Origin of the sequence: Carnobacterium sp. (assembly GCF_045617425.1) — a bacterium.
In the GTDB taxonomy this organism is placed as follows: domain Bacteria; phylum Bacillota; class Bacilli; order Lactobacillales; family Carnobacteriaceae; genus Carnobacterium_B.
The window spans coordinates 332,391-358,818 of record NZ_JAZLIO010000009.1 but is presented as its reverse complement, the minus strand read 5'-3'; the positions used below and the strand labels follow the sequence as shown (position 1 = coordinate 358,818).

The 26,428-nt window shown below is 34.4% G+C and carries 27 protein-coding genes; 14 read left to right on the top strand and 13 right to left on the bottom strand.

The features are described from left to right. Window positions 1-12: 12 nt before the first annotated feature. Window positions 13-1,641: an ABC-F family ATP-binding cassette domain-containing protein gene (locus tag ACKI3H_RS05000; RefSeq protein ID WP_407371175.1), complete on the bottom strand. Its 1,629-nt coding sequence runs from the start codon at window positions 1,639-1,641 to the stop codon at window positions 13-15. A 254-nt stretch (window positions 1,642-1,895) separates the two neighbouring features. Here ACKI3H_RS05000 and ACKI3H_RS04995 point away from each other — a divergent pair, with 254 nt between their 5' ends. Beyond that, the gene (locus ACKI3H_RS04995) at window positions 1,896-2,363 is read left to right on the top strand and encodes a Dps family protein (RefSeq protein ID WP_407371174.1); all 468 of its coding nucleotides are present in this window, start codon (window positions 1,896-1,898) and stop codon (window positions 2,361-2,363) included. Between the two features lie 44 nt (window positions 2,364-2,407). Here ACKI3H_RS04995 and ACKI3H_RS04990 read toward each other — a convergent pair whose 3' ends face one another. Next, window positions 2,408-3,448: a hypothetical protein gene (locus ACKI3H_RS04990; RefSeq protein ID WP_407371173.1), complete on the bottom strand. Its 1,041-nt coding sequence runs from the start codon at window positions 3,446-3,448 to the stop codon at window positions 2,408-2,410. 151 nt (window positions 3,449-3,599) lie between these two features. Between ACKI3H_RS04990 and ACKI3H_RS04985 the strand changes: the two genes are divergently transcribed. Together ACKI3H_RS04985 and brnQ are read left to right on the top strand one after the other, a co-directional pair. Further along, the gene (locus ACKI3H_RS04985) at window positions 3,600-4,562 is read left to right on the top strand and encodes a phosphoglycerate dehydrogenase (RefSeq protein WP_407371172.1); all 963 of its coding nucleotides are present in this window, start codon (window positions 3,600-3,602) and stop codon (window positions 4,560-4,562) included. A gap of 241 nt (window positions 4,563-4,803) precedes the next feature. Next, window positions 4,804-6,162: a branched-chain amino acid transport system II carrier protein gene (brnQ, locus tag ACKI3H_RS04980; RefSeq protein ID WP_407371171.1), complete on the top strand. Its 1,359-nt coding sequence runs from the start codon at window positions 4,804-4,806 to the stop codon at window positions 6,160-6,162. A gap of 80 nt (window positions 6,163-6,242) precedes the next feature. On the opposite strand, the gene ACKI3H_RS04975 is transcribed toward brnQ, so the two are convergent. Next, window positions 6,243-6,722 (bottom strand): nucleoside 2-deoxyribosyltransferase, encoded by a 480-nt coding sequence (locus ACKI3H_RS04975; protein ID WP_407371170.1) that lies wholly within the window; start codon window positions 6,720-6,722, stop codon window positions 6,243-6,245. 150 nt (window positions 6,723-6,872) lie between these two features. On the opposite strand from ACKI3H_RS04975, the gene ACKI3H_RS04970 reads away from it, so the two are divergent. The 3 genes from ACKI3H_RS04970 to uvrC all read left to right on the top strand — a co-directional run bounded on the left by ACKI3H_RS04970 (window position 6,873) and on the right by uvrC (window position 10,228). Beyond that, window positions 6,873-8,045 carry a 3D domain-containing protein gene (locus ACKI3H_RS04970; RefSeq protein WP_407371169.1) on the top strand — a complete coding sequence of 391 codons (1,173 nt, stop codon included), beginning with the start codon at window positions 6,873-6,875 and terminating at the stop codon, window positions 8,043-8,045. Window positions 8,046-8,070: 25 nt separating this feature from the next. Continuing rightward, window positions 8,071-8,331: a hypothetical protein gene (locus ACKI3H_RS04965; protein WP_407371168.1), complete on the top strand. Its 261-nt coding sequence runs from the start codon at window positions 8,071-8,073 to the stop codon at window positions 8,329-8,331. A 124-nt stretch (window positions 8,332-8,455) separates the two neighbouring features. Beyond that, window positions 8,456-10,228 (top strand): excinuclease ABC subunit UvrC, encoded by a 1,773-nt coding sequence (uvrC, locus tag ACKI3H_RS04960; RefSeq protein WP_407371167.1) that lies wholly within the window; start codon window positions 8,456-8,458, stop codon window positions 10,226-10,228. Window positions 10,229-10,299: 71 nt separating this feature from the next. Here uvrC and ACKI3H_RS04955 read toward each other — a convergent pair whose 3' ends face one another. Further along, window positions 10,300-10,647 (bottom strand): iron-sulfur cluster biosynthesis family protein, encoded by a 348-nt coding sequence (locus ACKI3H_RS04955; RefSeq protein WP_407371166.1) that lies wholly within the window; start codon window positions 10,645-10,647, stop codon window positions 10,300-10,302. 94 nt (window positions 10,648-10,741) lie between these two features. Then, window positions 10,742-11,086: an iron-sulfur cluster biosynthesis family protein gene (locus ACKI3H_RS04950; protein WP_407371165.1), complete on the bottom strand. Its 345-nt coding sequence runs from the start codon at window positions 11,084-11,086 to the stop codon at window positions 10,742-10,744. Window positions 11,087-11,286: 200 nt separating this feature from the next. Here ACKI3H_RS04950 and ACKI3H_RS04945 point away from each other — a divergent pair, with 200 nt between their 5' ends. Together ACKI3H_RS04945 and ACKI3H_RS04940 are read left to right on the top strand one after the other, a co-directional pair. Further along, window positions 11,287-11,757: an Rrf2 family transcriptional regulator gene (locus ACKI3H_RS04945; RefSeq protein WP_407371164.1), complete on the top strand. Its 471-nt coding sequence runs from the start codon at window positions 11,287-11,289 to the stop codon at window positions 11,755-11,757. Between the two features lie 33 nt (window positions 11,758-11,790). Continuing rightward, complete coding sequence (locus tag ACKI3H_RS04940; protein WP_407371163.1) at window positions 11,791-14,610, top strand: YhgE/Pip family protein; 2,820 nt, start codon at window positions 11,791-11,793, stop codon at window positions 14,608-14,610. Window positions 14,611-14,657: 47 nt separating this feature from the next. Here ACKI3H_RS04940 and ACKI3H_RS04935 read toward each other — a convergent pair whose 3' ends face one another. Further along, the gene (locus tag ACKI3H_RS04935; RefSeq protein ID WP_407371162.1) at window positions 14,658-15,389 is read right to left on the bottom strand and encodes an amino acid ABC transporter ATP-binding protein; all 732 of its coding nucleotides are present in this window, start codon (window positions 15,387-15,389) and stop codon (window positions 14,658-14,660) included. Then, window positions 15,382-16,836, bottom strand: a complete 1,455-nt coding sequence (locus ACKI3H_RS04930; protein WP_407371161.1) for an amino acid ABC transporter substrate-binding protein/permease — start codon at window positions 16,834-16,836, stop codon at window positions 15,382-15,384. Before ACKI3H_RS04930 ends, ACKI3H_RS04935 begins: the two co-directional genes overlap by 8 nt. Before the next feature lie 187 nt (window positions 16,837-17,023). Between ACKI3H_RS04930 and ACKI3H_RS04925 the strand changes: the two genes are divergently transcribed. Next, the gene (locus ACKI3H_RS04925) at window positions 17,024-17,584 is read left to right on the top strand and encodes a GNAT family N-acetyltransferase (protein WP_407371160.1); all 561 of its coding nucleotides are present in this window, start codon (window positions 17,024-17,026) and stop codon (window positions 17,582-17,584) included. Between the two features lie 47 nt (window positions 17,585-17,631). On the opposite strand, the gene ACKI3H_RS04920 is transcribed toward ACKI3H_RS04925, so the two are convergent. The 3 genes from ACKI3H_RS04920 to ACKI3H_RS04910 form a co-directional block, all read right to left on the bottom strand. Then, window positions 17,632-18,150, bottom strand: a complete 519-nt coding sequence (locus ACKI3H_RS04920) for an LURP-one-related/scramblase family protein (protein WP_407371159.1) — start codon at window positions 18,148-18,150, stop codon at window positions 17,632-17,634. Window positions 18,151-18,266: 116 nt separating this feature from the next. Then, entirely contained in the window at window positions 18,267-18,431 is a 165-nt protein-coding gene (locus tag ACKI3H_RS04915; RefSeq protein WP_407371158.1) for a YvrJ family protein, read from the bottom strand. Window positions 18,432-18,551: 120 nt separating this feature from the next. Then, a complete protein-coding gene (locus ACKI3H_RS04910) occupies window positions 18,552-19,460 on the bottom strand; it encodes a Cof-type HAD-IIB family hydrolase (protein ID WP_407371157.1) in 909 nt (302 codons plus the stop codon). 228 nt (window positions 19,461-19,688) lie between these two features. Here ACKI3H_RS04910 and ACKI3H_RS04905 point away from each other — a divergent pair, with 228 nt between their 5' ends. From ACKI3H_RS04905 to ACKI3H_RS04885, 5 genes are all read left to right on the top strand, one after another. Beyond that, window positions 19,689-20,372 carry a uracil-DNA glycosylase gene (locus tag ACKI3H_RS04905; RefSeq protein ID WP_407371156.1) on the top strand — a complete coding sequence of 228 codons (684 nt, stop codon included), beginning with the start codon at window positions 19,689-19,691 and terminating at the stop codon, window positions 20,370-20,372. Between the two features lie 100 nt (window positions 20,373-20,472). Beyond that, window positions 20,473-21,453: a phosphate acetyltransferase gene (gene pta / locus ACKI3H_RS04900; protein ID WP_407371155.1), complete on the top strand. Its 981-nt coding sequence runs from the start codon at window positions 20,473-20,475 to the stop codon at window positions 21,451-21,453. 145 nt (window positions 21,454-21,598) lie between these two features. Next, a complete protein-coding gene (locus tag ACKI3H_RS04895) occupies window positions 21,599-22,237 on the top strand; it encodes an NAD(P)-dependent oxidoreductase (protein ID WP_407371154.1) in 639 nt (212 codons plus the stop codon). Between the two features lie 117 nt (window positions 22,238-22,354). Beyond that, window positions 22,355-22,834, top strand: coding sequence for a tRNA (adenosine(37)-N6)-threonylcarbamoyltransferase complex ATPase subunit type 1 TsaE (tsaE, locus tag ACKI3H_RS04890; protein WP_407371153.1), 480 nt, complete (start codon window positions 22,355-22,357; stop codon window positions 22,832-22,834). Continuing rightward, window positions 22,831-23,355, top strand: a complete 525-nt coding sequence (locus ACKI3H_RS04885; RefSeq protein ID WP_407371152.1) for a GNAT family N-acetyltransferase — start codon at window positions 22,831-22,833, stop codon at window positions 23,353-23,355. The genes tsaE and ACKI3H_RS04885 overlap by 4 nt, the downstream gene beginning before the upstream one ends. A 79-nt stretch (window positions 23,356-23,434) precedes the next feature. Here the strand turns inward: ACKI3H_RS04885 and ACKI3H_RS04880 are convergent, their stop codons facing one another. From ACKI3H_RS04880 to ACKI3H_RS04870, 3 genes are all read right to left on the bottom strand, one after another. After that, entirely contained in the window at window positions 23,435-24,166 is a 732-nt protein-coding gene (locus tag ACKI3H_RS04880) for an amino acid ABC transporter ATP-binding protein (protein ID WP_407371151.1), read from the bottom strand. Continuing rightward, window positions 24,159-25,616, bottom strand: a complete 1,458-nt coding sequence (locus ACKI3H_RS04875; RefSeq protein ID WP_407371150.1) for an amino acid ABC transporter substrate-binding protein/permease — start codon at window positions 25,614-25,616, stop codon at window positions 24,159-24,161. Before ACKI3H_RS04875 ends, ACKI3H_RS04880 begins: the two co-directional genes overlap by 8 nt. Before the next feature lie 183 nt (window positions 25,617-25,799). After that, window positions 25,800-26,333, bottom strand: a complete 534-nt coding sequence (locus ACKI3H_RS04870; RefSeq protein WP_407371149.1) for a 3'-5' exonuclease — start codon at window positions 26,331-26,333, stop codon at window positions 25,800-25,802. Window positions 26,334-26,428 lie beyond the last annotated feature (95 nt).

The window sequence follows — 26,428 nt, the reverse complement described above, 5'->3', positions numbered from 1 at the left end:
CAAGTAACTAAATTAGTTAGCATATAACGTTGCAATTTGTTCTTTAACAGACTTGTTATCTAAGAAATCATCATAAGTTGTTTCAGCACGATCGACAACTCCATTTGGAGAAATTTCGATAATACGGTTTGCTATGGTTTGGATAAATTGGTGGTCATGTGAGCCAAACAATATTGAGCCTTTAAAAGCAATCAAACCATCATTTAAAGCTGTAATAGATTCTAAATCCAAGTGGTTCGTAGGATCGTCCATTACTAAAACGTTTGATTTGCTCAACATCATTTTAGATAACATACAACGAACTTTTTCTCCACCGGAAAGAACAGAAACTTCTTTTAGAACGTCTTCTCCAGAAAATAACATACGACCTAAGAAACTACGCAAGAATGTGTTGTCGTTTTCTTCGGCAGAAGCGAATTGGCGTAACCAGTCAACAACCGTTAATTTGTCATTTGGAAATTCGTCAGTTGTATCTTTTGGCAGGTAAGATTGAGTAGTTGTTACTCCCCATTTGAATGTTCCAGTATCTGGTTCCATTTCGCCCGTCAAAATTTTAAATAAAACAGTGATAGCTATGTCATTTTTACTTGAAAAGGCAACTTTATCGTCTTTGTTCAAAGTAAAACTGATATTGTCTAATATTTTTTTGCCATCGATTGTTTTAGAGATATTTTCCACACGCAATAAGTCATTACCGATTTCACGATCAGGAGTAAACCCAACGAATGGGTAACGACGAGAAGAAGGTTGAATATCATCTAAAGTGATTTTTTCTAACATTTTTTTACGAGACGTTGCTTGTTTTGATTTAGACGCATTAGCACTAAATCGAGCAATAAAGGCTTGTAGTTCTTTAATCTGCTCTTCTTTTTTAGCATTTACATTACCTTGTAATTTAGAAGCTAATTGGCTAGATTCTAACCAGAAGTCATAGTTTCCAACATATAACTTGATTTTACTAAAGTCAACGTCAGCCATATGAGTACAAACTTTGTTTAAGAAGTGACGGTCATGGGAAACAACAATAACAGTATTAGGGAAATCAATTAAGAATTCTTCTAACCATTCAATTGATTGTTTGTCTAAACCATTGGTAGGCTCATCTAATAGAAGAACGTCAGGTTTACCGAATAAAGCTTGTGCTAACAAGACTTTAACTTTTAAACCTTCTGTTAACTCACTCATTTTTTTATCGTGCATAGCTTCTGAAATTCCTAGACCTTGTAACATAACAGCCGCTTGAGGTTCAGCTTCCCAACCATCTAATTCAGCGAATTCGCCTTCTAATTCAGCAGCTAAAATACCATCTGCATCAGTGAAGTCAGCTTTCATATAGACAGCATCTTTTTCTTTCATTATTTCGTATAAACGTTTGTGTCCCATAATAACTGTTTCTAAAACAGTATAATCTTCAAAGCCATAGTGATTTTGACTTAAAGTAGTCAAACGTTCGTCGGGACCCATAGAAACATTACCAGTTGAAGGTTGAATCTCACCAGCTAATATTTTTAAGAAAGTTGACTTACCTGCACCATTTGCACCAATTAGACCATAACAATTGCCAGGAATGAATTTTATATTTACGTCATCGAACAATTTTCTATCTGAAAATTGTAAACTTACATTAGTTACTGTAATCATTTAATTTATTTACCCCTATTCTTTTATATATCTTGACCATTTTAGCACAAATAATTATGAAATGCGATGGTAGGGATTCTTTTCTTCATAAATTGACCACAAACTATCCTAAATGTGTAAAATATCCTATCTATTTAATGAACATCAATTGTTTAAATAATTTTAAAAATAAAGGGTTTTTGCTAGACTATAAATTTTAGTTAAATTATAATAACTATAAGTTAATAAATAAAATAAATAGGAGGAATAGAATAGTGGAAAAACAAACTGAAGTACAAGAATTGTTAAATGAATTGGTTGCAACTTTTGGGGTTTTTAACATTAAACTGTATCAACATCACTTCTATGTAAAAGGTCCTCATTTCTTTAACTTACATGAAAAATTTGAAGAACTTTATGATGAAGTAACTGAACAATTTGATGAATTGGCAGAGCGTTTGATTGCAGTAGGTGGAAAACCTTATTCGACTTTGGGAGAGTTTTTAGAACATTCTTTAGTTAAAGAAGCTCCATATGATGGCAAAGAAACTGCTGAAGAAATGGTAGCATCAACTGTTTCAGATTATAAAATTATTGGGGATAAATTAGCAAAAGGAATTGTTCTCACTGGTGAAGCTGGAGACGATGCAACACAAGACTTGTTGATTGGATATAAATCTGGTGTAGATAAAACGATTTGGATGTTGCAAGCTTATTTAGGCAATGATCCACTGGATGCTTAAAAAAATAAAAAAGAGCTCTTAGATTATTATCTAAGGGCTCTTTTTTAACGATTAATTTCTGTGAACAGATATAAAATCAGTGATTCATCTCGTAAAATATGCAATTGGTTACGATAATGTCGTGTTCGGTTGTAAATTCTAAATTTATGGATCTCTTGTCTAGGGAGGTCTAATAAAATTTCATTTTGTAAGATCACTTTAAAGATAGGTGAAGTAGGAATCACTAGTAAGAAATCAGGAGAATGTGACGAGTTTTCAAGTGCAGCTGGAAGCTTCTCTATTAAGCGAACGGACTTAGAACGATATAAACGATCTTTTTTTACTTTTTGCTGATCCATTTCAAATGAAAATAAAAGTCCATCTTGCATGGATGGTGGGTTTAAGGATAAGGGCAGCAAATATTCTTGTACACTACTAGTCAAAGAATCACTTGACTGAGTTATTTGTAGACTATTCGTAACATACAATTGACCTTTTTGTTCACTAAATTGAGTTTTGTACGTCAATTCAGATTGACTTCGACCATATTGAATAACATCATGGTGATCCCATATCGCTTGAGAAGAATAGTGGGAATTGACTTGATACACACGTGTGGCAACTTGGCGTTCAAGTTGTTCATAATAATAGTAAGAAGAGAGTAAGTATTCAAAAAGACCAGCTTCCCCAGCAGATAAAGCCATTCTTCCTGTAGACGATAAGGAAATAGAGTAGACTGGTTGTTCCCAAATGCGTATTTTTTCAGCGTCTTTTCTTACTAAAGAATAACGGTAAAAACCAGTATAATCTGAATAATACAAGGTATGATTAAATAAAGCACTATCGTAAATTGATTCAGGAAAAGAAAGGGTTCTTTCTAGGAATGGAGCTAATTCCTCTAATGTAACACGTAATTGTTCAGTAGGTTGTGGTTCTAAATAGATGGGTCGATCAATTAAAGTCAATTGTTGCATCCATTTGTTCCAATTGTAGATGTTCAAGGTTTTTTGATTGGTCCATAAATAAAATTTCCCACTATACAGTTGAAAATCATGAAAGTCACCCTCGATAATTATTTTTGTCATCAGTAAATGTTCTTTATCCATCCAAGCCCCCCGTTCTAACCTTCTATCTTTCACTCTATTGTACCATCTAATACGATAAAATTAACAGAAAATGGAAAGAGATAAGTGAAATTCTTTGCTATCTTTTTTTGTAATGAGATAATAAAAGAAAAAATGAAAAGGTGATATTGAAATGACTAAAAAAAGTATTTTACTGATACAAGAAACAACAAAAGAACAATTTCAAACGCTAAAAGAATTAGCACCAGAATATGAGTTGATTAAAGGATGGGAAACAGATTTAAAAGAAATCTCTTTAGAGTCTGTTGAAATTATATATGGATGGACAGGACAATATGCACAAGAGTTACTAGAAAATAATAAAAGTCAGTTGAAGTGGGCACAAGGAAAAGCAGCGGGTGTCGATTTTCTTGATTTAGAAAAACTAAAACAAAAAAATATCATACTGACTAATGGAAGTGGGATACATAGTATTCCGATTGCAGAATCCGTTTTTGGAATACTGTTGGCTTATGCTAGAGGGATTCAAAAGGCAATTAAAGATCAACAAACCAAAACATGGGAGCAAGTAGATAAATTGATGGAATTGCATGGGAAAACGATTATGATCGTAGGGACCGGGAAAATCGGCGTGGAAGTTGGACGATTGGCAAAAGCATTTAATATGAAAACAATCGGTGTAAATCGCAGTGGAAGAGATGTTGAATACATGGATCAATTAATTAAGCAGCCGGAACTAGTTGACCAAGTGAAACAAGCGGACATCCTCATAAATATCTTACCGCATACGGATCAAACCCATTACTTTTTTAATCAAGATATTTTCTCTCAAATGAAAGAAGGAACTCTTTTCGTCAATGTTGGAAGAGGACCAACGGTTAAAACAGATGATTTAATAGCAGCTCTTAATAATGGTCAGTTAACTTTCGCCGGTTTAGATGTTTTTGAAACAGAACCCTTACCAGAAGAGAGCGCACTGTGGGATAGAGAAGATGTTTTGATTACTCCTCATATTACTGGAATCGCAGAACATTTCAAAAAACGTCTATTTGCTATCTTTGAAGAAAATCTAAAAGCTTACTTAGCTGATGAAAAATTGCCTGTAAACTTGATTGACTACGATCAACAATATTAAATTACTTTACAATAAATAAGGGAACACCTCGCTACAACTAGGAGGTGTTTTCTTAATGTTGAGAGCTACTGACTGTTAAAATGATCTAACAGTTTTTTTAATTGTGTCATTATCTATAAAAGCAATAGAAATCTTTTTTAGTAAGATTCAACCTTATTAAGGATTTTGCTTGAAGGAGAGCATCAAAAAAGCTATTATTTAAGTTACGTGTAACACAGATACGTTAGAAAGGACGTTTTTTATGAAAAAAGGATTAACATTGTCTTCCTATCTATATATAGGATCCATGTTGTTTGGTTTGTTTTTTGGAGCTGGTAATTTAATATTTCCCGTTCACATGGGGCAAGTGGCAGGTTCAAATGTAAGCTGGGCTACATTAGGTTTTTTAGTAACAGGTATAGGATTGCCATTCTTAGGCGTAATCGCTATTGGCCTATCTAAAAGTAATGGTTTGTTTGATTTAGCTAGTCGCATTCATCCTTATTATGGGTATTTTATGACAGTAGCTTTATATTTAACAATTGGACCATTTTTTGCGCTACCAAGATTAAGTACAGTCTCTTATGAAATTGGGATAACACCTTACATCAGTTCAAATCATCAAACATTAGGGTTAGCAATTTTTTCTATTTTATTTTATGGTGTCGCATTATTTCTTTCTTTAAAACCAACGAAAATCTTGGTATACGTTGGTAAAGTATTGAATCCTATCTTCTTGGTATTTTTAGGTGTTTTAATTTTAACGGCATTTATTCGTCCAATGGGAGGGGTAGCAGAAGCACCTATCACTGGTCACTATGTCAATCAACCTTTTGTTAGTGGTTTTCTTCAAGGGTATAATACAATGGACGCATTAGCTTCTCTTGCCTTTGGGATAGTCGTTGTTCAAACGATTAAAAATCTTGGGGTAACTAAACCAAGTGAGATAGCAAAAGACACGGTCAAATCTGGACTAATCAGTATTATTTTAATGGGCATTATTTATGCTAGTTTAGCTTATTTAGGAACAATGAGTGTTGGTCAATTTCCAGTTTCAGAAAATGGTGGAATTGCTTTAACACAAATTTCGCAATTTTACTTCGGTTCGTTAGGTAGTGTGTTGCTAGCTGTGATTGTAACAGTGGCTTGTTTAAAAACAGCGATTGGTTTAATTACAGCTTGTGCGGAAACGTTTAAAGAAATGTTTCCTCTTTCTATTAGCTACAAAGCTTATGTTGTTGTATTTAGTGTTTTAACAACGCTAGTCGCTAATGTAGGTTTAACAAATATTATTGCTTACTCGTTACCGGTCTTAATGTTCTTATATCCATTAGCGATTACGCTGATTTTATTAGCTCTGTTGTCTCCATTATTTAAGGATAGACAAGTAGTCTATGTGACAACGACTTTATTTACTTTAGTGGTGAGTGTGGCAGATTTATTTAAAGCATTACCAAAAAGTGTTCAAAGTATTAATGGAGTGCAAGAATTCTTAGCTTTTTGCAATGAGTATCTTCCATTGTTCAGTATCGGAATGGGATGGATTCTTCCAGCTACAATTGGTTTTGTGATTGGGTTATTCATCACTTGGTTTACTGAACCAACAACTCAAGTTCTCTAAATATAAAAGATAGTTAAATAAAAGCACATAAAAGAGCAATGGAAACCAGCTGGTTTCCATTGCTCTTTTGTTACGAAAAATTACAAATAATCATTGATTGCGGTAATAAAATCTTCTGAAGTGCTATAAATAGCTCCATTCATTTTTATAAGTCCAACCGTGTAAAGATTGACATAAGAAAATTGAGATTCTGCAACTTCTTGTAAAGCGGCTAATTTTTGAGGATTTTTAGCACCTTGTTGACGAGCGTCAGTATAGAGACCAATAATTGGAATTCCGGCTTGATAAGCAACGCCAATTTCTGTAGCAACTCCGACATCGATTGTGGAACCGTCTAAGACAGCTACCATTAATTGGCTAGCTAGCAGTGCCTCAGTATCATATTTAGCAATAGCGATTGAATCAGCATAAGTATTTTTATCATTTATTTCACCTTGTTCTTGAGGAACATAGACCTCTATGTCTGAATAAGTTTCTCTAATACTAAGGACAAGCTTTTCATTGTAACTTTTTTCCATTTCAGAGAAAAGTGGACTAGCAAAATAGATTTTTTTAAACATTTTTCATCCTCCTAATACGATTATTACAATTTTAGCACACCAAAAAAAGATTTTGTAACAAAAAGTAATCGTAAAGAAATATAACAAGTCGTTTTATTGGTTATAATCATTGAAGGGATTAAAAGTAGAAGAGAAGGGTGTTGTCAATTTGTGAGAATAAAAAAACTAGTTTCTAGCCTTATGTTGGCTTTATTATTGGTTAATGTCATTCCGACCGTTGGTTTTGCAGCGACATTAGATGAAATTGAATCGCAACAGAACACAAAAGAAAAAGAGATGGCAGAAATTGATAGTCAAATTAATAAAGCATTAACTAAGGTAAATGAAAAAAATAGTGAGCTAGAAGAATTAACTACTCAAATTGAAGTTTTAAAAGAGACCGTTCAAGCAACAAGTGCAACAGTTTCAGAACAAGAAGAGGTTGTTAAAGAACGATTGGATCAAGCAAAAGAACGAATCTTATCGATGCAAACAACAGAAGTAAATCAAAACGTAGTAGTGTCATTATTTGAATCTGAAAGTGTTACAGACTTATTTAATCGTGCTTATGTTTTAGTTACTCTACAATCAGCAGGAAACGATCAATTGGAAGTTGCTGAAGATGAAAAGCAAGAGTTAGCAGACTTAAAAAATGAATTAGAAAGTGATTTAGCTTTATTGGAAAATCAAACAGTAGAAGCTAAAGAACAAAAAGAGGAATTAGATACACAAGTTGCTACTCTTCAAAAAACAATGGACGAAAATCAAACGATTTTAAATGAGTTAGATGAACAACGTGAATTAGAAGAATCAAAAATTGCCGCAGCAGAGGAAAAAGCATCAGAAGAGACTAAGGCAAAAGAAGAACAAGCGGCAGCAGATAAAGCAGCTGCTGAAGCTGAGGCAACTCTTGCAACAAAAACAGAATCAGCGACTGTGACAACAACTGCAGCTGAACCATCAAATAGTCAAACGGAAATCAAAGAAACAGAATCTACTGTTGAAACTAAAAAAACTGCAACAACTAAGCCTGCTGAAAGTACAGAAACGTCTTCAAAAGGAAAATCGATTGTTGTTTCTGCAACGGGCTATTCAACAAAACAAGCTAATTTAAGTACTCATACTGCAACAGGAATCAATTTAGAAAGCAATCCAATGGTTATAGCAGTAGATCCAAAAGTCATACCATTAGGTTCTATGGTTGAAATACCAGGATATGGGGTATTTATTGCCGGCGATACCGGTGGAGCAATAAAAGGAAATAAAATTGATATTCATTTCCCAAGTGTTCAACAAGCCAATAATTTTGGTAGAAAAACAATTACGATTAATATTTTAAATTAAGAGTTTCTTAGAAAAGGTGATTCAAGTGGCGGAGCAAGTAGAGATTGATTTTTATTTAGATAGTGATGAAGAAGCTTTCTTAGAACTATGGGAAAACAAATATGGACAACTTGACGGAGAACAAATAGAAAAGTTGTATCAAGCAATGGCACAAGATATTGAAGAGAAATATAAATCAGGTGAACATAAACTTGGAAAGAAATATGTATACCAAGATATTGTAGTAGGTTACTCAGATTATAGTGCATTTAATAACTGGTTTTTATTTAGTTCTACTAAAAAATAATAAGACAAGAACAACGACAGAGTATTAATTCTGTCGTTGTTTTACTGTTTAATGGTAAACTAGTGAATAAGAATTACAGAATGACGTTAAAAAAGTAATGAAGAATATAAGGGGAATCATAAATATGGTCAGTACACATATTAATAATAAACTTTTGTTGCTTCCTGACTTACCAGGATGCTACTTGATGAAAAATAAAGAAAAAGAAATCATTTATATCGGAAAAGCTAAAAATTTAAAAAAAAGAGTCCGGTCTTATTTTAGAGGAACACATGAAGGAAAAACCCAACTATTGGTTGAAGAAATTGTTGATTTTGAAACCATTATCACTTCAACCGATAAAGAATGTTTACTGCTTGAAATTACTTTAATAAAAAAACACCTGCCAAAATACAATATTAAATTAAAGCAAGGAACAAGTTACCCATATTTAAAAATTACAAATGAAAAAGACCCGCAACTCGTTATTACATCTGAAGTAAAGAGAGATGGAGGTCATTATTTCGGTCCTTATCCAAACGTATATGCAGCGAGTGAGACTCAACAGTTTATCCAAAAAGTTTATCCATTGAGAAAATGCAATGGATATCAAAAGAGAGCTTGTTTGTACTATCACCTTGGGCAATGTATTGGTCCTTGTGATCATGAGATTCCAAAAGAAGAGTATGATGCTCAAATCGACAAAATTAGACGGTTCTTGAACGGCGATGTAAAAGAAATTAAAAAAACATTGAAAAGTAAAATGGTGCAAGCAGCTGAGGAACTGGCTTTTGAACGAGCAGCTGAATACCGCAATCAAATTCAATACATCGAAACAACTGTAGAAAGACAAAATATTATTACAAATGATTTTACGACTAGAGATGTTTTCAGCTATTACATGAATAAAGGCTGGATCTCCATTCAAGTGTTCTTTATTCGACAAGCTACGTTGATTAAACGAGAAGCGACTATATTTCCTTGCTACGATACACCACAAGAAGAATTAGCCTCTTATATTGTCCAGTTTTATCAGGAAGACAATCATCTGCTTCCTAGAGAAGTATTGGTGCCAAATGGTGTAGATACAAAAACTTTATCGGAAGTATTGGAAATTCCAGTAAAAGTTCCAATCCAAGGACGTAAAAAGGATATGTTGGATCTAGCGACAAAAAATAGTGAAATATCGTTAAATGAAAAATTTCAACTGATTGAAATGGATGACCGCAAAACAATCGGGGCGATCAAAGAACTGTCAGAAGCATTAAGTTTACCTTTAGCCAGCCGTATTGAAGCTTTTGATCACTCTAACATTCAAGGAACAAACCCAGTTTCAGCTATGGTTTCCTTTTTAGATGGAAAGCCTGATAAAAGTAACTATCGAAAATACAAAATAAAAAGTGTTTCTGGTAGTAATGAATTAGCAACAACTGAAGAAGTTATTCGTAGACGTTATGGACGGCTTTTAAAAGAAGGCAAACCATTGCCCGATTTAATTTTAATGGATGGTGGTAAAATTCAAGTTAATGGAGCGATTAATATCCTGGAAAATGAACTTGGGTTATCCATTCCAGTAGCAGGTATGGTGAAAGATGATAAACATAGAACCTCTTCGCTTATTTTTGGAGAGGATCTTCAAAAAGTGACGCTTAAACCAACGAGTCAAGCATTTTATCTTGTACAACGGATTCAAGATGAGGTCCACCGTTTTGCAATCACCTTCCATCGCCAATTACGCGGAAAGAATAGTTTATCTTCTAAATTGGATCGTATCGAAGGTGTTGGACCCAAAACACGTACAAAAGTACTAAAACATTTCAAATCAGTTAAAAATGTAAAAGAAGCCAGTGTAGAAGAAATAAATGGCCTCGGAATCCCACTAAAAACAGCTGTAAGAATCAAAGAAGGACTGGAATAAAAAATAAAAAACGATGAGACTATGGATTGATTCCATAGTCTCAGCGTTTTTTTACCTAATAGAATGAACGATTAAAATAATTTGTTATTATCATTATCGAGAACCGTAACGTCATCATTTATTAACCCAGCGTCACTTCTTAAAATCAAACTATTCATCGTTTTTTTGTAATCCAATACAACATTTTCTGACAAGTCATTTAAGCGTTCCTTCTGAACTGCTATTTTTCCGATTGTGGAATCAATGGTATCATTCAACTCTTCACTAGGACTGGTAAACAATTTTAGTGAAAAAGTGCCTACAATTCCACACGCATATCCGCCAGTGATACGATTATAATATAAAGCTAATTTTCCAGGATGTTGTGCTTGGATGGTTTTGATCCGTTCTATTGCAGGTTCAGTTACTGTTAAAAACATAAAATACCTCCATTTAACTAATCTACTATTATTTAGTAAGTAAATGAATTGTAACGGAAATACAGAAAAATGTCCATTATTCTGTTTAAAGAACTTAAGAAATAGACTGATTAGCATCATTAAGAATCAATACATTATCATTTATCAGGCCACTATCACTGCGTAGAATAAGAGCATGTTTTGATTCATTGTAATCTAGTTTCATTTGGTCATCTAAAAAAGGAAGGCTCCATCCTTGAATAGGCAATTTACCTAAAGAAGAATCTAAAGTTGCATCTAACTCGGAATCGTTTTGCTGAGTGATTTTTAATAAGAAAATACCATTATTTCCACAAGTACAGCCGATTCTAGATTCATAATAAAATACCAAGTGCCCTGTATGATGAGAGCAGATCTGTTTAATTTTTTGTTGAGCGAGCTCGGTTATGTCCAAAAACATGTCAGATCAACTCCTTTAGTTCTTTATATTTAGGATAACTTGAACCATTAAACTTGTCTAGCAAAACTCATTTTGTCTTTATGTGATAAAAAAAATTTAAGAATAAAATAGTTGTAATTTTATAAGGAAAGAGGTATATTATTCGTCGTGGACATTTAAAGTCCACAATTAAATTTTATGGAATAGAAAGAAGGGAAACAATGAAGTTAACAAAGGGTTTGGAACAAGCAATCTGTATATTAGCTATGCTTTCTACTCAAGATAATTATATTCCAATCACTTCACATGTATTAAATAGTCGTTTAAAAGGAACATCTCATTCTTATATCAGAAAAATTATCCGAAAGTTAGTTGTTAGCGGATTAGCAACATCAATTCCTGGAAGCAATGGTGGTTTTATATTAGCTAAAAAACCTGAAAAAATAAACTTACTGGAAATTGTTGAAGCATTAGAAGGTAAGATTGTTACCTACCCAAACTCAGGAATGATTAATCAGGTTTTCTCAGATATAGGCGAACCAGCTAGTAATGGAGAAAAAACCTTAGTAACGACTTTTGAAGAGGCAGATAAACAATACACAAATTTTCTAAAACGTCAGACGTTAGATCAACTTATTTGGTCATCAATAGGAAAAAATGAAATGCCTGGTATTGATTGGAATAAAAAATAAAAGTCGTTTTATTGAAAGGGATGTACAAGTAAAATGGATATGTTAAAAACGGAATGGAAGAAATTAGTCTCTAATAAAATGTTGCTGATTTCTTGTATGGTTATGTTATTTATACCTATCATGTATGCTGGATTCTTTTTGAAATCTAACTGGGATCCATATGGAAATACAGATAAATTATCTGTGGCTGTGGTTAATTTAGACCACTCTGTTGATTATCAAGGAAATCAGCTTGATATCGGATCAGATGTTGTTGATAAACTCAAAAAGAATGATGCATTAGATTGGCATTTTGTGTCTCAAGAAGAAGCGCAAAAAGGCTTAGAAAATCGCGAGTATTATATGGTAATGACATTACCAAGTGATTTTTCAACAGATGCTGCTACATTGATGGAGACGAATCCAGAAAAAATGACAATTGATTATGAAACAAATGGCTCATTAAATTATATTGGAGAAGTTATTAGTAAATCTGCTGCAAAAGATGTTAAAGCAGAAGTATCCACTAATGTAACAAAAGCTTATACCGAAGCAATTTTTGAACAATTAGGCACAATTGGAACAGGTTTTTCAGAAGCAGCTGATGGAGCTGGAGAAATTGATGAGGGAACTGGGAAATTAGCTGATGGAAGCCAAGAACTAACAAAAAATCTAGAAAAGTTATCTTCAAGTACATTAACATTTGAAGAAGGAACCCAAACGCTGGCTGTTGGACTAAAAGAATACACAGCTGGAGTGGCCCAAGTAAATAATGGAGCAGACCAACTGAACAATGGAATTAATCAACTTTCTTCAAAAGTAAAACCATTAGAAAATGGGGGATCTCTTTTAGAAAATGGTTCAACAGAACTTACAAACGGACTGAAAACTTATACTGCTGGTGTTTCACAACTTGCTGATGGAACAAAAGTTTTGAATGAAAATTCTTCGGACTTACAAGCAGGCACAATTGAAGTCAGTAATGGTGTTGATCAAGTTAAATCGGGCAGCGATCAATTGTTAACTGGTTTGAATCAACTTTCTTCAGAATTAGATAAAAGTTTATCAAAGGAGAATACTGAACAACTACAATTTTTAATGGAAAACTTGTCTTCAATGAACATAGGAATTCAAAAGTTAGATGCCGTTCTTAATGGACAAGCGGATGGTAATGACTTTAGTGGAATTCAAACGAATTTACAACAATCTGGCGTAAGCTTAAATGAAGTTGCTCAAGATATTGGAAAAACGGGAGAGGATTTATCTGGGGTAACGGCTGAAGTTGATGCACTTGAAAAAACGATTCAAGCAGACAATGAAGCTGCTATTGCATTACTTGATGCAACTACTTTTGATAGTCTAACTACTGAACAAAAAAATGAATTGCTAAATGCAGTAGAAACATCAACTGAACAAAAAAATACAGAATTAGCAACTCTTAAAAATCAGCTAGGTATTGCAAATGAAGATGTAAATAATACAGCAGCAGCTGCAAATGAAATGGGCACTTCGTTAACCGATTTGCAGACAGAATTAGCTGCTGTTAGTGGGCTTACGGATCAATTAACTGAACTAAAAACGCAAGTAGATACATTAGCTCAAAGTTCAAATCAACTATTACCAGCAACCAATCAAGCAATGAATGAGTTGATCACAGGTTTAACAGGTATTCAATCAGCATTGGAACGTCAAGGGACCAATTCGAATAAAGGAATCATTCAAGGGATGACTGAATTGAATCAAGGATTATCAGCTATTCAGAGTGGTTTATCAGGAGATAAGGGTCTAGTTGACGGAGTAACAAACTATACAAATGGAGTAAACTCCTTACAGGCTGGAGCAGATGAACTAAATGCAAATTCAACAGCATTAAACACAGGTTCTGAAAAATTAAACAGTGGTATAGGACAATTAACATCCCAATTGCCAAACCTTATTGCAGGAATTGATCAGTTGAGTAGTGGATCAAATCAATTAGCCCAAGGAACATCTCTTTTGAACGAAAATTCGGCTAGTTTAACTAATGGTGCAACAAGCTTAGCAGATGGTTCGGCACAGCTTAGAGAAGGTTCAAAAGCACTGAGCAGCGGATCCCAAACATTAGGCAATGGAATCAACTCGCTAAAAGATGGAACTAGTCAATTATCAACTAGTTTATTGGAAGGTTCCACAAAAGTTAATGAAGTAGATGCAACGGATAAAACAATGGATATGTTTGCAGATCCAATCGAATTAAACCAAGAAAAATATAGTGAAGTACCAAACTATGGTGCAGCATTAGCACCCTATATTATGTCAATGGCACTGTATATTGGAGCAGTTGTCTTTACTACAATATATCCTGTTCGTAAGAGGTCACTTGAAGGGAAATCCGGTTTTGAGTGGTGGCTTAGCAAAGTTTCTGTAGCTATACTTGTAGCAACCTTGATGGCTGTATTTGAATGTGGCATCTTATTAATGATCGGATTAAATGTTTTATTTATAGGGAAATTCTTTTTATTAGCCGTACTAACTTCTTTAGCCTTTATGTCTATTGTGTTGACTTTAGTGGTGGCACTAGATAACGTTGGGCGCTTTTTAGCAATGGTTTTACTCGTCGTGCAATTAGGCGGCTCTGGTGGAACGTTCCCTATTCCATTAACGAACGGGTTCTTCCAAGCTATTCATTTACTGTTGCCAATGACATACTCTGTTTATGGGTTTAGGCAAGCCATCAGTAATGGTCTAGGAAATGATATTTATTGGCATGCTAACTTTGTGATGATTGGAATCATACTGTTTTTCAATGGTTTATTGATTGTAACGATGCATATCTTACAAAAAAAGAGCCAAAAGAATGAAGAAAACGAAGTAGATGAAACAATTAAAGCTTAAAAAAAGATCTGCCCCACGAGAATTTACTCGTAGGGCAGATCTTTTTTTTAAACTAAAACTTTTTCTAAAAAGTTCTTTGTCCGTTCGTGTTGAGGATGGTTAAAGAGTTGTTCAGGTTTGCCTTCTTCAACGATGTATCCACCATCCATGAAAATAACGCGATCGGCTACTTCTTTAGCGAAGCCCATTTCATGAGTCACGACCAGCATAGTCATACCTTGTTCCGCCAGCTTTTGCATGACTTCCAACACATCGCCAACCATTTCTGGATCAAGAGCACTTGTGGGTTCATCAAACAACATAATATCTGGATTCATTGCTAAAGCACGTGCAATCGCGACACGTTGCTTTTGTCCACCAGATAATGATTTAGGGTAATCATTTGCTTTTTCAGAAAGTCCGACGGTTTCCAATAATTCTAGTGCATGGTTTTTAATAGCCTCAGTAGAATCCTTTTTGAGTTCTTTAGGTGCTAAGGTAATATTCTCTAAAACCGTTAGATGAGGGAACAAGTTGAATTGTTGAAAAACCATTCCAATATTTTCGCGTACTTTATTGATGTCTTGTTTTGGATCAGTAAGGTCAAAGTCATCAATGATCACTTTACCACCAGTAATTTCTTCTAAAGCATTCAGACAGCGGAGAAATGTACTTTTACCAGACCCTGAAGGACCGATGATACAAACGACTTCTCCTTCTTGAACTTCAACATTCAAGTCTTTTAAAACTTCTAAACTTCCAAAATTTTTCTTTAGATGTTCTACTTTTACTTTAGTCATTTGATGTTCTCCTTTCAATATAGTTCGAAAACTTCGTTAGAATCGTGATGATAATAATGTACATCAGTCCAACAATCAACCACATATCTCCAGAAGAGTAAGTCCGGGCAATAATAATTTTTCCGGTTTGAGTCAATTCAACGATACCGATAACGGAAAGAATTGAAGTATCTTTAAGGGTAATAACAAATTGATTAATAAAAGACGGAATCATTATTTTAACAGCTTGTGGCAATACAACTTTACGCATAGATGTATTGTAAGTAAGTCCTAAACTTCTTGAAGCTTCCAGTTGACCAGTATCTACTGCTTGGATACCACCACGAACCAATTCAGCAATATATGCTGTGGTATTTAAACTTAGCGTGATCACACCAGCAATGTAAGCAGGTATTTGGATACTTAAAAATTGAGGAATAGAGAAGTAAATGAAAAACGCTAATACAATCAACGGGATACCACGTAAAATATCTACGTAAATCGTTGCTATCCAGTTTAATACTTTATTAGGCGAAGCGTTAAATAATCCTAAAATAACACCAAAAACAGTAGCAATAGCGAAAGAAATAATAGTTAGTAATAATGTTCTACCTAGTCCTTTTAATAATTCTCCACCATTTTGCTGAATCAAACCAAAGAAACCAAGATTAGCTGATTCATTTACGGTAGATGTATCACCTAGGTAAGTATCTAGTATTTCATCATAAGTTCCATTGGCGCGTATATTGATCAGACCGTTATTAAACATTTCCAATAACTCAGCATTTTGTCCTTTATTTACAGCAAAACCATAATTGTCTCCAGGTTCAGCTTCAGTCGGTATTTGCAAACCTAATCCTGACTGAATAGCATAAGCCATTACAGGGTAATCTTCAAAAGCAGCATCTGAATTTCCTGTTAAAACATCTTCATACATATTTGCAGAATCTTCAAAAGTATTTAATTCGAAACCGAATTCTTCTTGAATTGATTCAGCAAAAGCAGCGCCCGTTGTTCCAACTTTAACAGCGACTGTTTTCCCTTCTAAATCTTCATAAGAAGTTATTTCATCATTTGTTTCAGAAGTAGCCATAACAACGCCACTCTCGAAGTATGGTTCAGAAAAATCAAAAGATTCCTGACGTTCAGGTGTAATGCTCATTCCAGCAATCATACCGTCTATTTGATTTGATTCTAAAGCTTGCAGTGCAGCACTGAATCCCAAAGGTCGTAATTCATAGTTGAAGCCTTGATCTTTGGCGATAGCATCTAATAAATCCACATCAATTCCTTTGTATTCCCCATCAACATCTTTGTATTCAAATGGAGCAAAGGTAACATCCGTTCCAATAATATAAGTTTTGTTTGTTTCTTTGGCAGAAGCTGTACCAGGCAATAGTGTAGTGAAAATGACTGTCAGTAGTATAGCTGTCATAAGTGTAAAAAGTGATCGTTTTCGTAAATTCATTAATAAACCTCCTTGTCTAAGTTATTATTCTAATTTAAGTTTAACTCGATTGCAACAATAATGTAATATTATCATGTGATATGTTCTTACATATATATGTTCTTATGGATAAATTAAATAGTTGAATAGGTATCTCTCATTCGCTATGATAGAAATGAAAATAACTCTAAAGAAAGGTGGTAGGAAAATGATTCGAAAAGCTGAAGTTTCAGATATAGAACAATTAGTAGAATGGGTATGGATTATTTTAGAAGATATGGAACTGCCATTGCTAACAGAAATAGATTCTATTAGCTTAAAAAATATGATGAAAGAAGCTATGGAAAATAAAAATTATCGTTATAGTTATCATCGTGCAATTATCTGTGTCCGTGATGGAAAAAGAGCGGGAGTATGCTTTGGTTACAAAGGCGAGTTGGAAGCTGTAATTGATGACCCATTAAATGAAAAATTGAAAGAACACGGGATAGTGGAACCACTGTTTAAAGATATTGAAACAACTAAGGGAGAGTGGTACTTAGATTCTCTAGTAACAGATGAGAATTTTAGGGGACAAGGTGTGGCAACAGAATTGTTAGAGGCTTTGCCCGCTATTGTAATGGCAGAAAATGAAAAAATTATTGGGTTGAATTGCGATCAACAAAATAAAAAGGCACAACAACTTTACCTTAAAGTAGGTTTTAAAAAGACTTGGAAATGTACTTTAGGCAATCATTTGTATGATCATATGCAATGGAAAGTGAATTAAAAAAGCATTGACCTGAAAAAAAATCAGATTAATGCTTTTTTCGTAGGTTAAAAAGATTGGAGAGCTCGGTTAACTTTTTTTGGAGATGGTTTAGGCAATCGTGTTAAAGTTAGATTATCAACAATCAAAGCAATACACAAACAAACGGGTGCATGCTGGGCTTCTGGGACAGACAACTTGTAATAATCTCCAAAGGGCGTATAAGCTTTATCCAATTCCATAATAAGGTGATTCTCGCAGTGTACAAAATAATGATGATTATAAAAGTCTCCAGTTACAACCCAATTTAATGGAGTAACTTTAAAATAAACCATCTTTAAAGTACGATGTTTCGCTATCGAGCCTACTTTTTTGTTTTGACTATAAATATCAAACTTAGGAAATAAGGATAATACGGTTTGTTTGAATTCTACAAGCAAAGTTCCATCCATAGCGTATAAAGAGATACTGTCGCCGACTCTGCCCCACTTACCTGAAATTAGGTACATGTCTTTGCCTTGTTCATTTTTTACGAGGATTTTTTCTTGTTTTGAAACGTATTCTTGTTTCATATACAAAAGTACCATATTGAACGCTCCTCTAATGTTAAATTAAGCGGTTACATGTTCGTCTTAATTATACCAAAAAAAATAATGAAACGGAATAAAAAAAAGAATCCACCGTCATAAACGGTGGATTCTTTTTATTCAGCTGACTTAATGACTTGACTCAGTTCATGAAGAGCTTTAACAACATCATCAAGTTTGGTTTCCATACGCTGAAGTAGAAAAAAAGCGATAAAAATAGGAAAACCAACATTACCGACCATTTCTATTACAGTGGAAAACCATTGTGTACTGGCATCCATAATAGTCTCTCCCTTCATTCAATAGGTAGCGAAGCGAATATAAGCCTACTGCTAATAACGAAAAAAGAAAGCGAACTGTTACATTTCAATTACATCATTAAATGTCTGGGGGAATTACCTTTATTCTGCATTTTCCATGATACTTGGGGCTTTAGCTGATTCCAAATTGTTGTTTAAAGCTAAGGTTATAGCATGTGCTACGCCATTGCTGTTATTGCTGGTTGTCCGGTATTTCGCATATGTTTTAACTTCTTCCTCGGCATTTTCCATAGCAAAACTATAACCAGCTACTTTCAACATAGAGACATCATTAAAATTATCGCCCAGAGTCATGATATTTTCAAGTGGGATATTCAATTTTTTTGCAGCTTCTTCAAGAGCGATTCCTTTTTGTGCGTTAATATTATTGATTTCAATATTATTAACGAAAGAAGCTGTAACAGCAAGATTTCCAGATTTTTCAAGGTCCTCAGTAAGTGGCCCCAGTACTTTGCGACCTTCATCGCTAAACGCAATGATTTTTAAAATTTCAATGGAGTCATCATGTACAAGTTCTTCGTAATCCTCAACGTAATTGATGTTCATAATTTCTAAACGGGCAGCTGCTAAAACAACAGCCATTTTGTATGTCGTATCAGGGTTAGTTTCGTATAATAAAGAAGCCACAGACTCAATACGTTTAGCTTTATTGTCTGAATAAATTCCATTTGATGTCGTCATCTCACAATAAAGATTTCTTTTCTTTATTTCAGCGACGATTTCATGAACAGTTTTTTTATCAATTCCAATATTTTGGATTACTTTACCTTCTTCGTTATATACTTGAGCTCCATTTAAAGTGATGAATGAACAGTTAATGCCCACTTCTTCAAGCAACGGATGAGCTTCAGTAAAGCCGCGTCCTGTTGCAACCATAAAATGGATCCCTTGTTTCATAGCCGCCTTAATAGCATTAGCGTTTGTTTCAGAAACTTTCATTTTTTCATTTAATAATGTTCCATCCATATCAGATACAATAAGCTCTATCATTTTGTTTCCTCCCAAGATTCATTTGTCTTAATAAGTCTACCATTAATAGAGACAAAATAAACGCAAAATGCCTTTTCTTCTTAAATTTTACCAAAAAGAAACATGAAAATAACAAACAAAAAATAATGATCAGATGAAGAGTAGAGTTGTGTGAAGCGACTAATTCTTGTAGGATAGAAGTAAAGTAAAAAGAAGAAACTTTTTTAAAGAGACAAAGGAGGATTCATGGTGAGCGTACCTGTAGAGAATGATTGGCTGCCAATTTTGCAAGAACAAACAAACACAACATCTTACCATTTACTGAAAGAATTTCTTGTACAAGAATATCAAGAAACAATCGTTTATCCAAAGATGCATCACATTTGGCAAGCTTTTGAATGGACACCTTATAATGAAGTGAAAGTAGTTATTTTAGGACAAGATCCTTATCACGGGCCAAATCAAGCTCATGGATTAAGTTTTTCTGTGTTGCCAACTGTGAAAATTCCCCCTTCACTAGTTAATATCTATAAAGAATTAGAAAGTGATTTAGGAATTGCGCCTGTAAAGCATGGTTATTTAGAATCATGGGCTAAACAAGGTGTTTTATTGCTAAATACTGTGTTAACCGTGCGTAAAGGACAAGCTCATTCACATAAAGGAAAAGGATGGGAAACACTAACCGATGCTGTCATAAAGAAATTAAGCGACCGAGATCAGCCAATAGTATTTATTCTATGGGGCAATCCTTCAATAAAAAAGAGAGTATTGATTGATGAATCAAAACACGTTGTGTTGACCTCAGTTCATCCAAGCCCTTTATCCGCTTACCGTGGTTTTTTCGGATCGAAACCATTTTCTAAAGCAAATGAGGCATTGATCAAATTCGGCGAAGAGCCGATAAACTGGCAGTTGCCTGAATCGGTTCAATAAGGAATACTTATAGGTTTTGGGCTCAAAAGACTGTCATTTTCATGAATATAAGAGTATGATAGTAATGTATAAATAATCACAAATAGTGGAGGTTTTTAGTGTGGAACTAATTGAAAGTTTATCAGCAAAAATTAAAGGTAAAAAAGTACGTATTGTATTTCCAGAAGGATCTGAACCTCGTATTCTTGGTGCTGTAGTTCGTTTAGCATCTGAAGATTTAATTCAACCCGTATTAATTGGAAATCCTGAAGCTGTAAAAGAAGCTGCAAAAAATCGTGGTTTTAATGTAGAAAATATTGAAATTATTGATCCAGCTAATTATGATAAATTAGATGAAATGATTGCTTCTTTCGTAGAACGCCGTAAAGGAAAAGTTACCGAAGAAAAAGCTATTCAATTATTAAAAGATGAAAATTACTTTGGGACAATGTTAACATACATGGGATTAGTTGATGGTTTAGTAAGTGGAGCAATCCACTCAACAGGGGATACTGTTCGCCCAGCATTGCAAATCATTAAAACTAAACCAGGCGTTAGCCGTACAAGTGGCGCATTTATCATGATGCGTGGCCGTGGACAAGAAAAATACTTGTTCTCAGATTGTGCAATCAACGTAAATCCAAATGCTCAAGAATTAGCTGAAATCGCTGTTGAAAGTGCTAAAACAGCAGAAATGTTTGGGATTGAACCAAAAGTTGCCATGCTAAGCTTTTCAACAAAAGGATCAGCTGTTGCTGAAGAAGCAACTAAAGTAGCAGAAGCTACTAAGATTGCTCAAGAACTTGCTCCTCAATACGACATTGATGGTGAGATGCAATTTGATGCTGCATTCGTTGCTTCTGTTGCTGAACAAAAAGCTCCAGATTCAAAAGTTGCTGGACAAGCAAGTGTATTTGTTTTCCCAGAACTACAATCAGGAAACATTGGCTACAAGATTGCACAACGTTTTGGTAATTTCGAAGCTATTGGACCAATTTTGCAAGGGTTAAACAAACCAATTTCCGATTTATCCCGTGGTTGTAATGAAGAAGACGTCTACAAATTAGCAATTATTACTGCTAACCAAACCTTAATGGGTTAATAAGGCTAAAAAACTGACTCGATTGAGTCAGTTTTTTTGTTTTATCATTTTTAATATTTTTTAATAAAGGGAGAATAGTTGCTCAATTGGATACTTTCTCATTATAATTAAATAAGAATAATCAGCAGCATAAGGAGGAAATTATATGAAAATCGGAATTATCGGTGCAACAGGTAAATCAGGTTCAAAAATTTCAGCAGAGGCCTTGATTAGAGGGCATGAAGTCATTCCTTTAGTTCGAAACGCTTCTAAGCTTACAGACAGTAAAGATAGCCGTTATATTGAAAAAGATTTATATGACTTAGATTTTGATGATATAAAAGAGTTAGATGTAGTGGTCGATGCATTTAATGCCCCACAAGGAAAAGAAGAACTGCATCAAACAAGTCTAGCTCATATTGTATCCTTAATTCAAGGACATGATAAACCACGTCTAATCGTTGTTGGTGGAGCAGGCAGTTTATATATCGATGATACAAATACAACACGTTTGATGGACACTGCAACTTTTCCTGAGGAAGCAAAACCTACAGCACTTAATATGGCAAAAGCTTTTGACCTTTTAAGTCAAACAGAAGATATCAACTGGACCTACTTAAGTCCATCTGCTTTTTTTAACCCTGAAGGGGAAAGAACTGGAAATTATCAATTAGGTCAAGACATATTATTAACGAATAGTGAGGGAAATAGTGAAGTGAGTTACGCTGACTTTGCCTTAGCACTCGTTGATGAGATTGAAAATCAAAATTTTATTAACCAACGGATAACGGTATGTAGTGAATAAATGTACTAAATAAAAAATCAATCAAACAGTTATTCATTTGATTGATTTTTTATTTAGCTTTTTTTACATACTTGAATTACAATAAAAGGTAAGTAGAAACGGATAGAGGAGAACAATATGAAACGACTAAAAGCACATAATGAAGAAGAAACTAGATCAATAGCTGCAGAGTTAGCAAAATTTCTTGAACCAGGAGATGTCATTCTTTTAGAAGGAAATTTGGGAGCAGGTAAGACAACCTTTACAAAAGGCTTAGCCCAAGGTCTTGGTATCAGCAAAGTGATTAAAAGCCCAACCTATACGATTATTAGAGAATATTTAGAAGGGAGACTTCCTTTGTATCATATGGATGTCTATCGACTAGAAGAAACTGGTGGGATTGATCTAGGATTAGAGGAATATTTTGAAGGAGACGGTGTTTCCATTATTGAATGGGCAACATTTATTCCAGAAGATTTACCACAAGAATATTTACAGATCAAACTTGTTCCTGTTGGAGAAGAATTATTGGAACGTGAGCTGACTTTTGATCCTGTTGGAAAAAGATACGAAGAATTGCTTTATTCATTTGAAGAGGGTCTGGGTGATAGCAAATGAGAGATGAGATAACTATTCGTGAAGCTATCCCTAGCGATGCCCAAAATGTGCTGAACCATTTGCAGAGAATTGCAAGTGAGACAGGTTTTATGACAATGGGGGCCGAGGGGCCAAATAAAAGTATAGAAGAAGAATATAAAGAAATTGAAGCTATTCTAGAATCTAATAGAACAGTTTTATTAGTCGCTTTAGATAAAGAAGAAGTCATAGGTATTGCTGAAATCCATGGAAATGATAAACCTAAATTGAATCATATTGGAGACATCAGTATTTCAATTGTAAAAGAGTATTGGGGTTTACGATTAGGTACCACGATGATGGAGAAATTGATTGAATGGGCAAAGGGTCCATCAAGTAATATAAAACGATTAGAATTAACTGTTCAAGCTCGCAATGAACGAGCACGCCGCCTTTATCAAAAAATGGGCTTTGAACTTGAAGCTATCATGCCAAGAGGGGTTAAAGATAATGGTGTTTATTTGGATGTTTGTCTGATGAGTATGATGATTGGAGATATATAAAAAAGGCTGGGACAAAATCCCAGCCTTTTTACTATATACGAATATTTATTCTAAAAGCTTTTTGTCACACTCTCTTTTTTTAGATCAATACTTTCTCTAAAAAGTTTTTTGTCCGTTCATGTTGAGGATTACCAAAAACATCTTCTGGAGTTCCTTCTTCAACAATGTATCCACCATCCATGAAAATAACGCGATCGGCAACTTCTTTAGCGAAGCCCATTTCATGCGTTACGACTAGCATAGTCATACCTTGCTCCGCCAGTTTTTGCATGACTTCCAACACGTCACCAACCATTTCTGGATCAAGAGCACTTGTGGGTTCATCAAACAGCATAAGGTCTGGATTCATTGCTAAAGCACGTGCAATCGCGACACGTTGTTTTTGTCCACCAGATAATGATTTAGGGTAATCATTTGCTTTCTCAGAAAGTCCAACTGTTTCCAATAGTTCCAATGCACGTTTTTTTATGTCTTCCGAGGAACCTTTTTTGAGTTCATTAGGTGCTAAAGTAATATTTTCTAGAACCGTTAAATGTGGGAACAAGTTGAATTGTTGAAAAACCATTCCAACATTTTCGCGTACTTTATTGATGTCTTGCTTTGGATCAGTGAGATCAAAATCATCAATAATGACTTTCCCACCCGTAATTTCCTCCAAAGCATTCATACAACGTAAAAAGGTACTTTTACCAGACCCTGAAGGACCAATGATACAAACAACTTCACCTTCTTGGACTTCAACATTCAAGTCTTTTAATACTTCTAAACTTCCAAAGCTTTTCTTTAAATGTTCCACTTTTACTTTAGTCATTTGACATTTTCCTTTCCATCATGTTTGATAGTTTCGTTAATATAGTGATTAAAATAATATACATAATTCCAATAATCAACCACATGTTTCCAGAAGAGTAGGTCCGGGCAATAATAATTTTTCCGGTTTGAGTCAATTCAACGATACCGATAACGGAAAGAATTGAAGTATCTTTAAGGGTAATAACAAATTGATTAATAAAAGATGGAATCATTATTTTAATTGCTTGTGGTAAGATGATTTTCCGCATTGACGTTTGATAAGGTAAACCGAGACTTCTTGCTGCTTCTAATTGTCCTACAGCTACAGCTTGAATACCTCCACGAACCAATTCAGAGATATAAGCCGTCGTGTTAAGACTTAAGGTAATGACACCTGCTACATAGGCTGATAATTGAATATTTAAAAATTGAGGAATCGAGAAGTAAACGAAAAAGGCTAGAACAATCAACGGAATGCCTCGCATAATCGTTACATAAATAGAAGAAATACCAATCAACAGTTTATTTGAAGTAGCACTAAATAACCCTAAAATAACTCCGGCAACTAAGGCAATGCCAAAGGAGATAAGAGTCAATACTAATGTACGTCCAAGACCGGTCAATAATTCTTTGTAATTATTTTGAATCAAGGCCAAGAAACCGTTACTACTTATAGCAGCTTCTGAGTCTTCACCCGTATACTTAGTTGTGATTTCTTCATGAATGCCATTTTCCTTGATATTAGCTAATCCAGCATTAAATTTTTCCAACAATTCTGGATTTTGATCTTTATTAACGGCAAATCCGTAGACATCACCTGCTTCTGGATCAAGTGGGAATTGAAGTTGAAGACCTTGTTGAACAGCATAAGCCATAACAGGATAATCATCAAATACGGCATCCGAATGACCAGCAACGACATCTTCGTACATCGTAGCCGAGTCTTCAAATTGATTGACGTCAATATTAAATTCTTTACTTAGTTCAGCTACAAATGCTGCTCCGGTTGTTCCCACTTTAACAGCAACGGTTTTTCCATCTAAGTCTTCATATGACGTTACTTCATCGTTATTTTTTGCTACAGCCATAACTGTACCAGCTTCGAAATAAGGGTCAGAAAAGTCAAATGACTCTTTACGCTCATCTGTGATGCTCATAGCAGCAATCATTCCATCAACTTGGTTACTTTCCAAAGCCTGTAAACCTGCGCTAAAAGCCAATGGTCGTAATTCATACGCGAATCCTTGGTCTTGCGCAATAGCATCTAAAATTTCTACGTCAATACCGACATAATTCCCATCTGCGTTTTTAAATTCAAATGGAGCATAGGTGACATCAGTGGTGATCATGTATGGATCACTTTCTGTTCCTTTTTCTGCTGAAACGGAAAGGGGGGTTGCTAAATTTATGAATAAACCTAACATCAGTATAAAGACAGCTCCTAAAAACTGTTTTTGTTTTTTTATCATGTAAATTCCTCCAAAGTATTTTTGCTATCATCTCAAAATATAGCTAGTATATTAAAAGTACGGGAATCGTTTGAGCATTTCAACTAATAACACTTAATAGAAATGCAAAAAAAACGACTTATTTTTTAAAATAAGTCGTTTTTTTTGTTGTAAAGTGTTTAGAAAAATCAATCCTAATCGAAACTAGACATGCTTAACAAGTTTTTTTAAAGGATCTGTTCCAAAATGATCTTCTAAATACAGAAGAATAGCTGCACAAGCATTGCTGTCTTCGAGTGCATTATGATGGTTGTCTAATCGGATTCCTAAATGGTCACAAACTGTGTTCAATTTATGATTAGGAATTTCGGTGATCAATTTCCGACTCGATTGGACCGTGCAAAGTGTTTGGAAATGAGGTTGTTGCAATTGATAATAATCAAGACAACCTTGTAAAACACCACGATCAAATGGAAGATTATGAGCAACGATCAGTTTGTTTTCTTTGAAGAAAGGTTTTATAGTTTCCCAAACTTCTGGAAAAGATGGAGCAGTTTGAACATCTTCTTTGGTAATGCCGTGAATTTGAACATTACGCCAAAAAAATTCAGTTTCAGGTTTAATGAGAGAGTAATAATGATCAACGATTTGACTATTTTTTACAACCGTTAGTGCGATTGAACAAGCACTATGACGTTGATGGCTAGCCGTTTCAAAATCCAATGCAACAAAGTTCATGTTTCTTCCTCCTCGAACAAGCATTCGGTTAATAGTATAAAGGATTTAACCGAACTTTGCTAGCGATAAATTTCAGTAAAAAAGAAGAAAATCTC

Bases quoted from the DNA above. Each gene is read 5' to 3' on its own strand.
- uvrC (WP_407371167.1), top strand. From the start codon at position 8,456: ATGGTCAGTACACATATTAATAATAAACTTTTGTTGCTTCCTGACTTA.
- ACKI3H_RS04945 (WP_407371164.1), top strand. From the start codon at position 11,287: ATGAAGTTAACAAAGGGTTTGGAACAAGCAATCTGTATATTAGCTATG.
- ACKI3H_RS04880 (WP_407371151.1), bottom strand. From the start codon at position 24,166: ATGACTAAAGTAAAAGTGGAACATTTAAAGAAAAGCTTTGGAAGTTTA.
- ACKI3H_RS04885 (WP_407371152.1), top strand. From the start codon at position 22,831: ATGAGAGATGAGATAACTATTCGTGAAGCTATCCCTAGCGATGCCCAA.
- ACKI3H_RS04985 (WP_407371172.1), top strand. From the start codon at position 3,600: ATGACTAAAAAAAGTATTTTACTGATACAAGAAACAACAAAAGAACAA.
- ACKI3H_RS04870 (WP_407371149.1), bottom strand. From the start codon at position 26,333: ATGAACTTTGTTGCATTGGATTTTGAAACGGCTAGCCATCAACGTCAT.
- ACKI3H_RS04950 (WP_407371165.1), bottom strand. From the start codon at position 11,086: ATGTTTTTGGACATAACCGAGCTCGCTCAACAAAAAATTAAACAGATC.
- ACKI3H_RS04875 (WP_407371150.1), bottom strand. From the start codon at position 25,616: ATGATAAAAAAACAAAAACAGTTTTTAGGAGCTGTCTTTATACTGATG.
- ACKI3H_RS04955 (WP_407371166.1), bottom strand. From the start codon at position 10,647: ATGTTTTTAACAGTAACTGAACCTGCAATAGAACGGATCAAAACCATC.
- brnQ (WP_407371171.1), top strand. From the start codon at position 4,804: ATGAAAAAAGGATTAACATTGTCTTCCTATCTATATATAGGATCCATG.
- ACKI3H_RS04975 (WP_407371170.1), bottom strand. From the start codon at position 6,722: ATGTTTAAAAAAATCTATTTTGCTAGTCCACTTTTCTCTGAAATGGAA.
- ACKI3H_RS04925 (WP_407371160.1), top strand. From the start codon at position 17,024: ATGATTCGAAAAGCTGAAGTTTCAGATATAGAACAATTAGTAGAATGG.
- ACKI3H_RS04930 (WP_407371161.1), bottom strand. From the start codon at position 16,836: ATGAATTTACGAAAACGATCACTTTTTACACTTATGACAGCTATACTA.
- tsaE (WP_407371153.1), top strand. From the start codon at position 22,355: ATGAAACGACTAAAAGCACATAATGAAGAAGAAACTAGATCAATAGCT.
- ACKI3H_RS05000 (WP_407371175.1), bottom strand. From the start codon at position 1,641: ATGATTACAGTAACTAATGTAAGTTTACAATTTTCAGATAGAAAATTG.
- ACKI3H_RS04990 (WP_407371173.1), bottom strand. From the start codon at position 3,448: ATGGATAAAGAACATTTACTGATGACAAAAATAATTATCGAGGGTGAC.
- ACKI3H_RS04920 (WP_407371159.1), bottom strand. From the start codon at position 18,150: ATGGTACTTTTGTATATGAAACAAGAATACGTTTCAAAACAAGAAAAA.
- ACKI3H_RS04940 (WP_407371163.1), top strand. From the start codon at position 11,791: ATGGATATGTTAAAAACGGAATGGAAGAAATTAGTCTCTAATAAAATG.
- ACKI3H_RS04910 (WP_407371157.1), bottom strand. From the start codon at position 19,460: ATGATAGAGCTTATTGTATCTGATATGGATGGAACATTATTAAATGAA.
- ACKI3H_RS04895 (WP_407371154.1), top strand. From the start codon at position 21,599: ATGAAAATCGGAATTATCGGTGCAACAGGTAAATCAGGTTCAAAAATT.
- ACKI3H_RS04915 (WP_407371158.1), bottom strand. From the start codon at position 18,431: ATGGATGCCAGTACACAATGGTTTTCCACTGTAATAGAAATGGTCGGT.
- ACKI3H_RS04935 (WP_407371162.1), bottom strand. From the start codon at position 15,389: ATGACTAAAGTAAAAGTAGAACATCTAAAGAAAAATTTTGGAAGTTTA.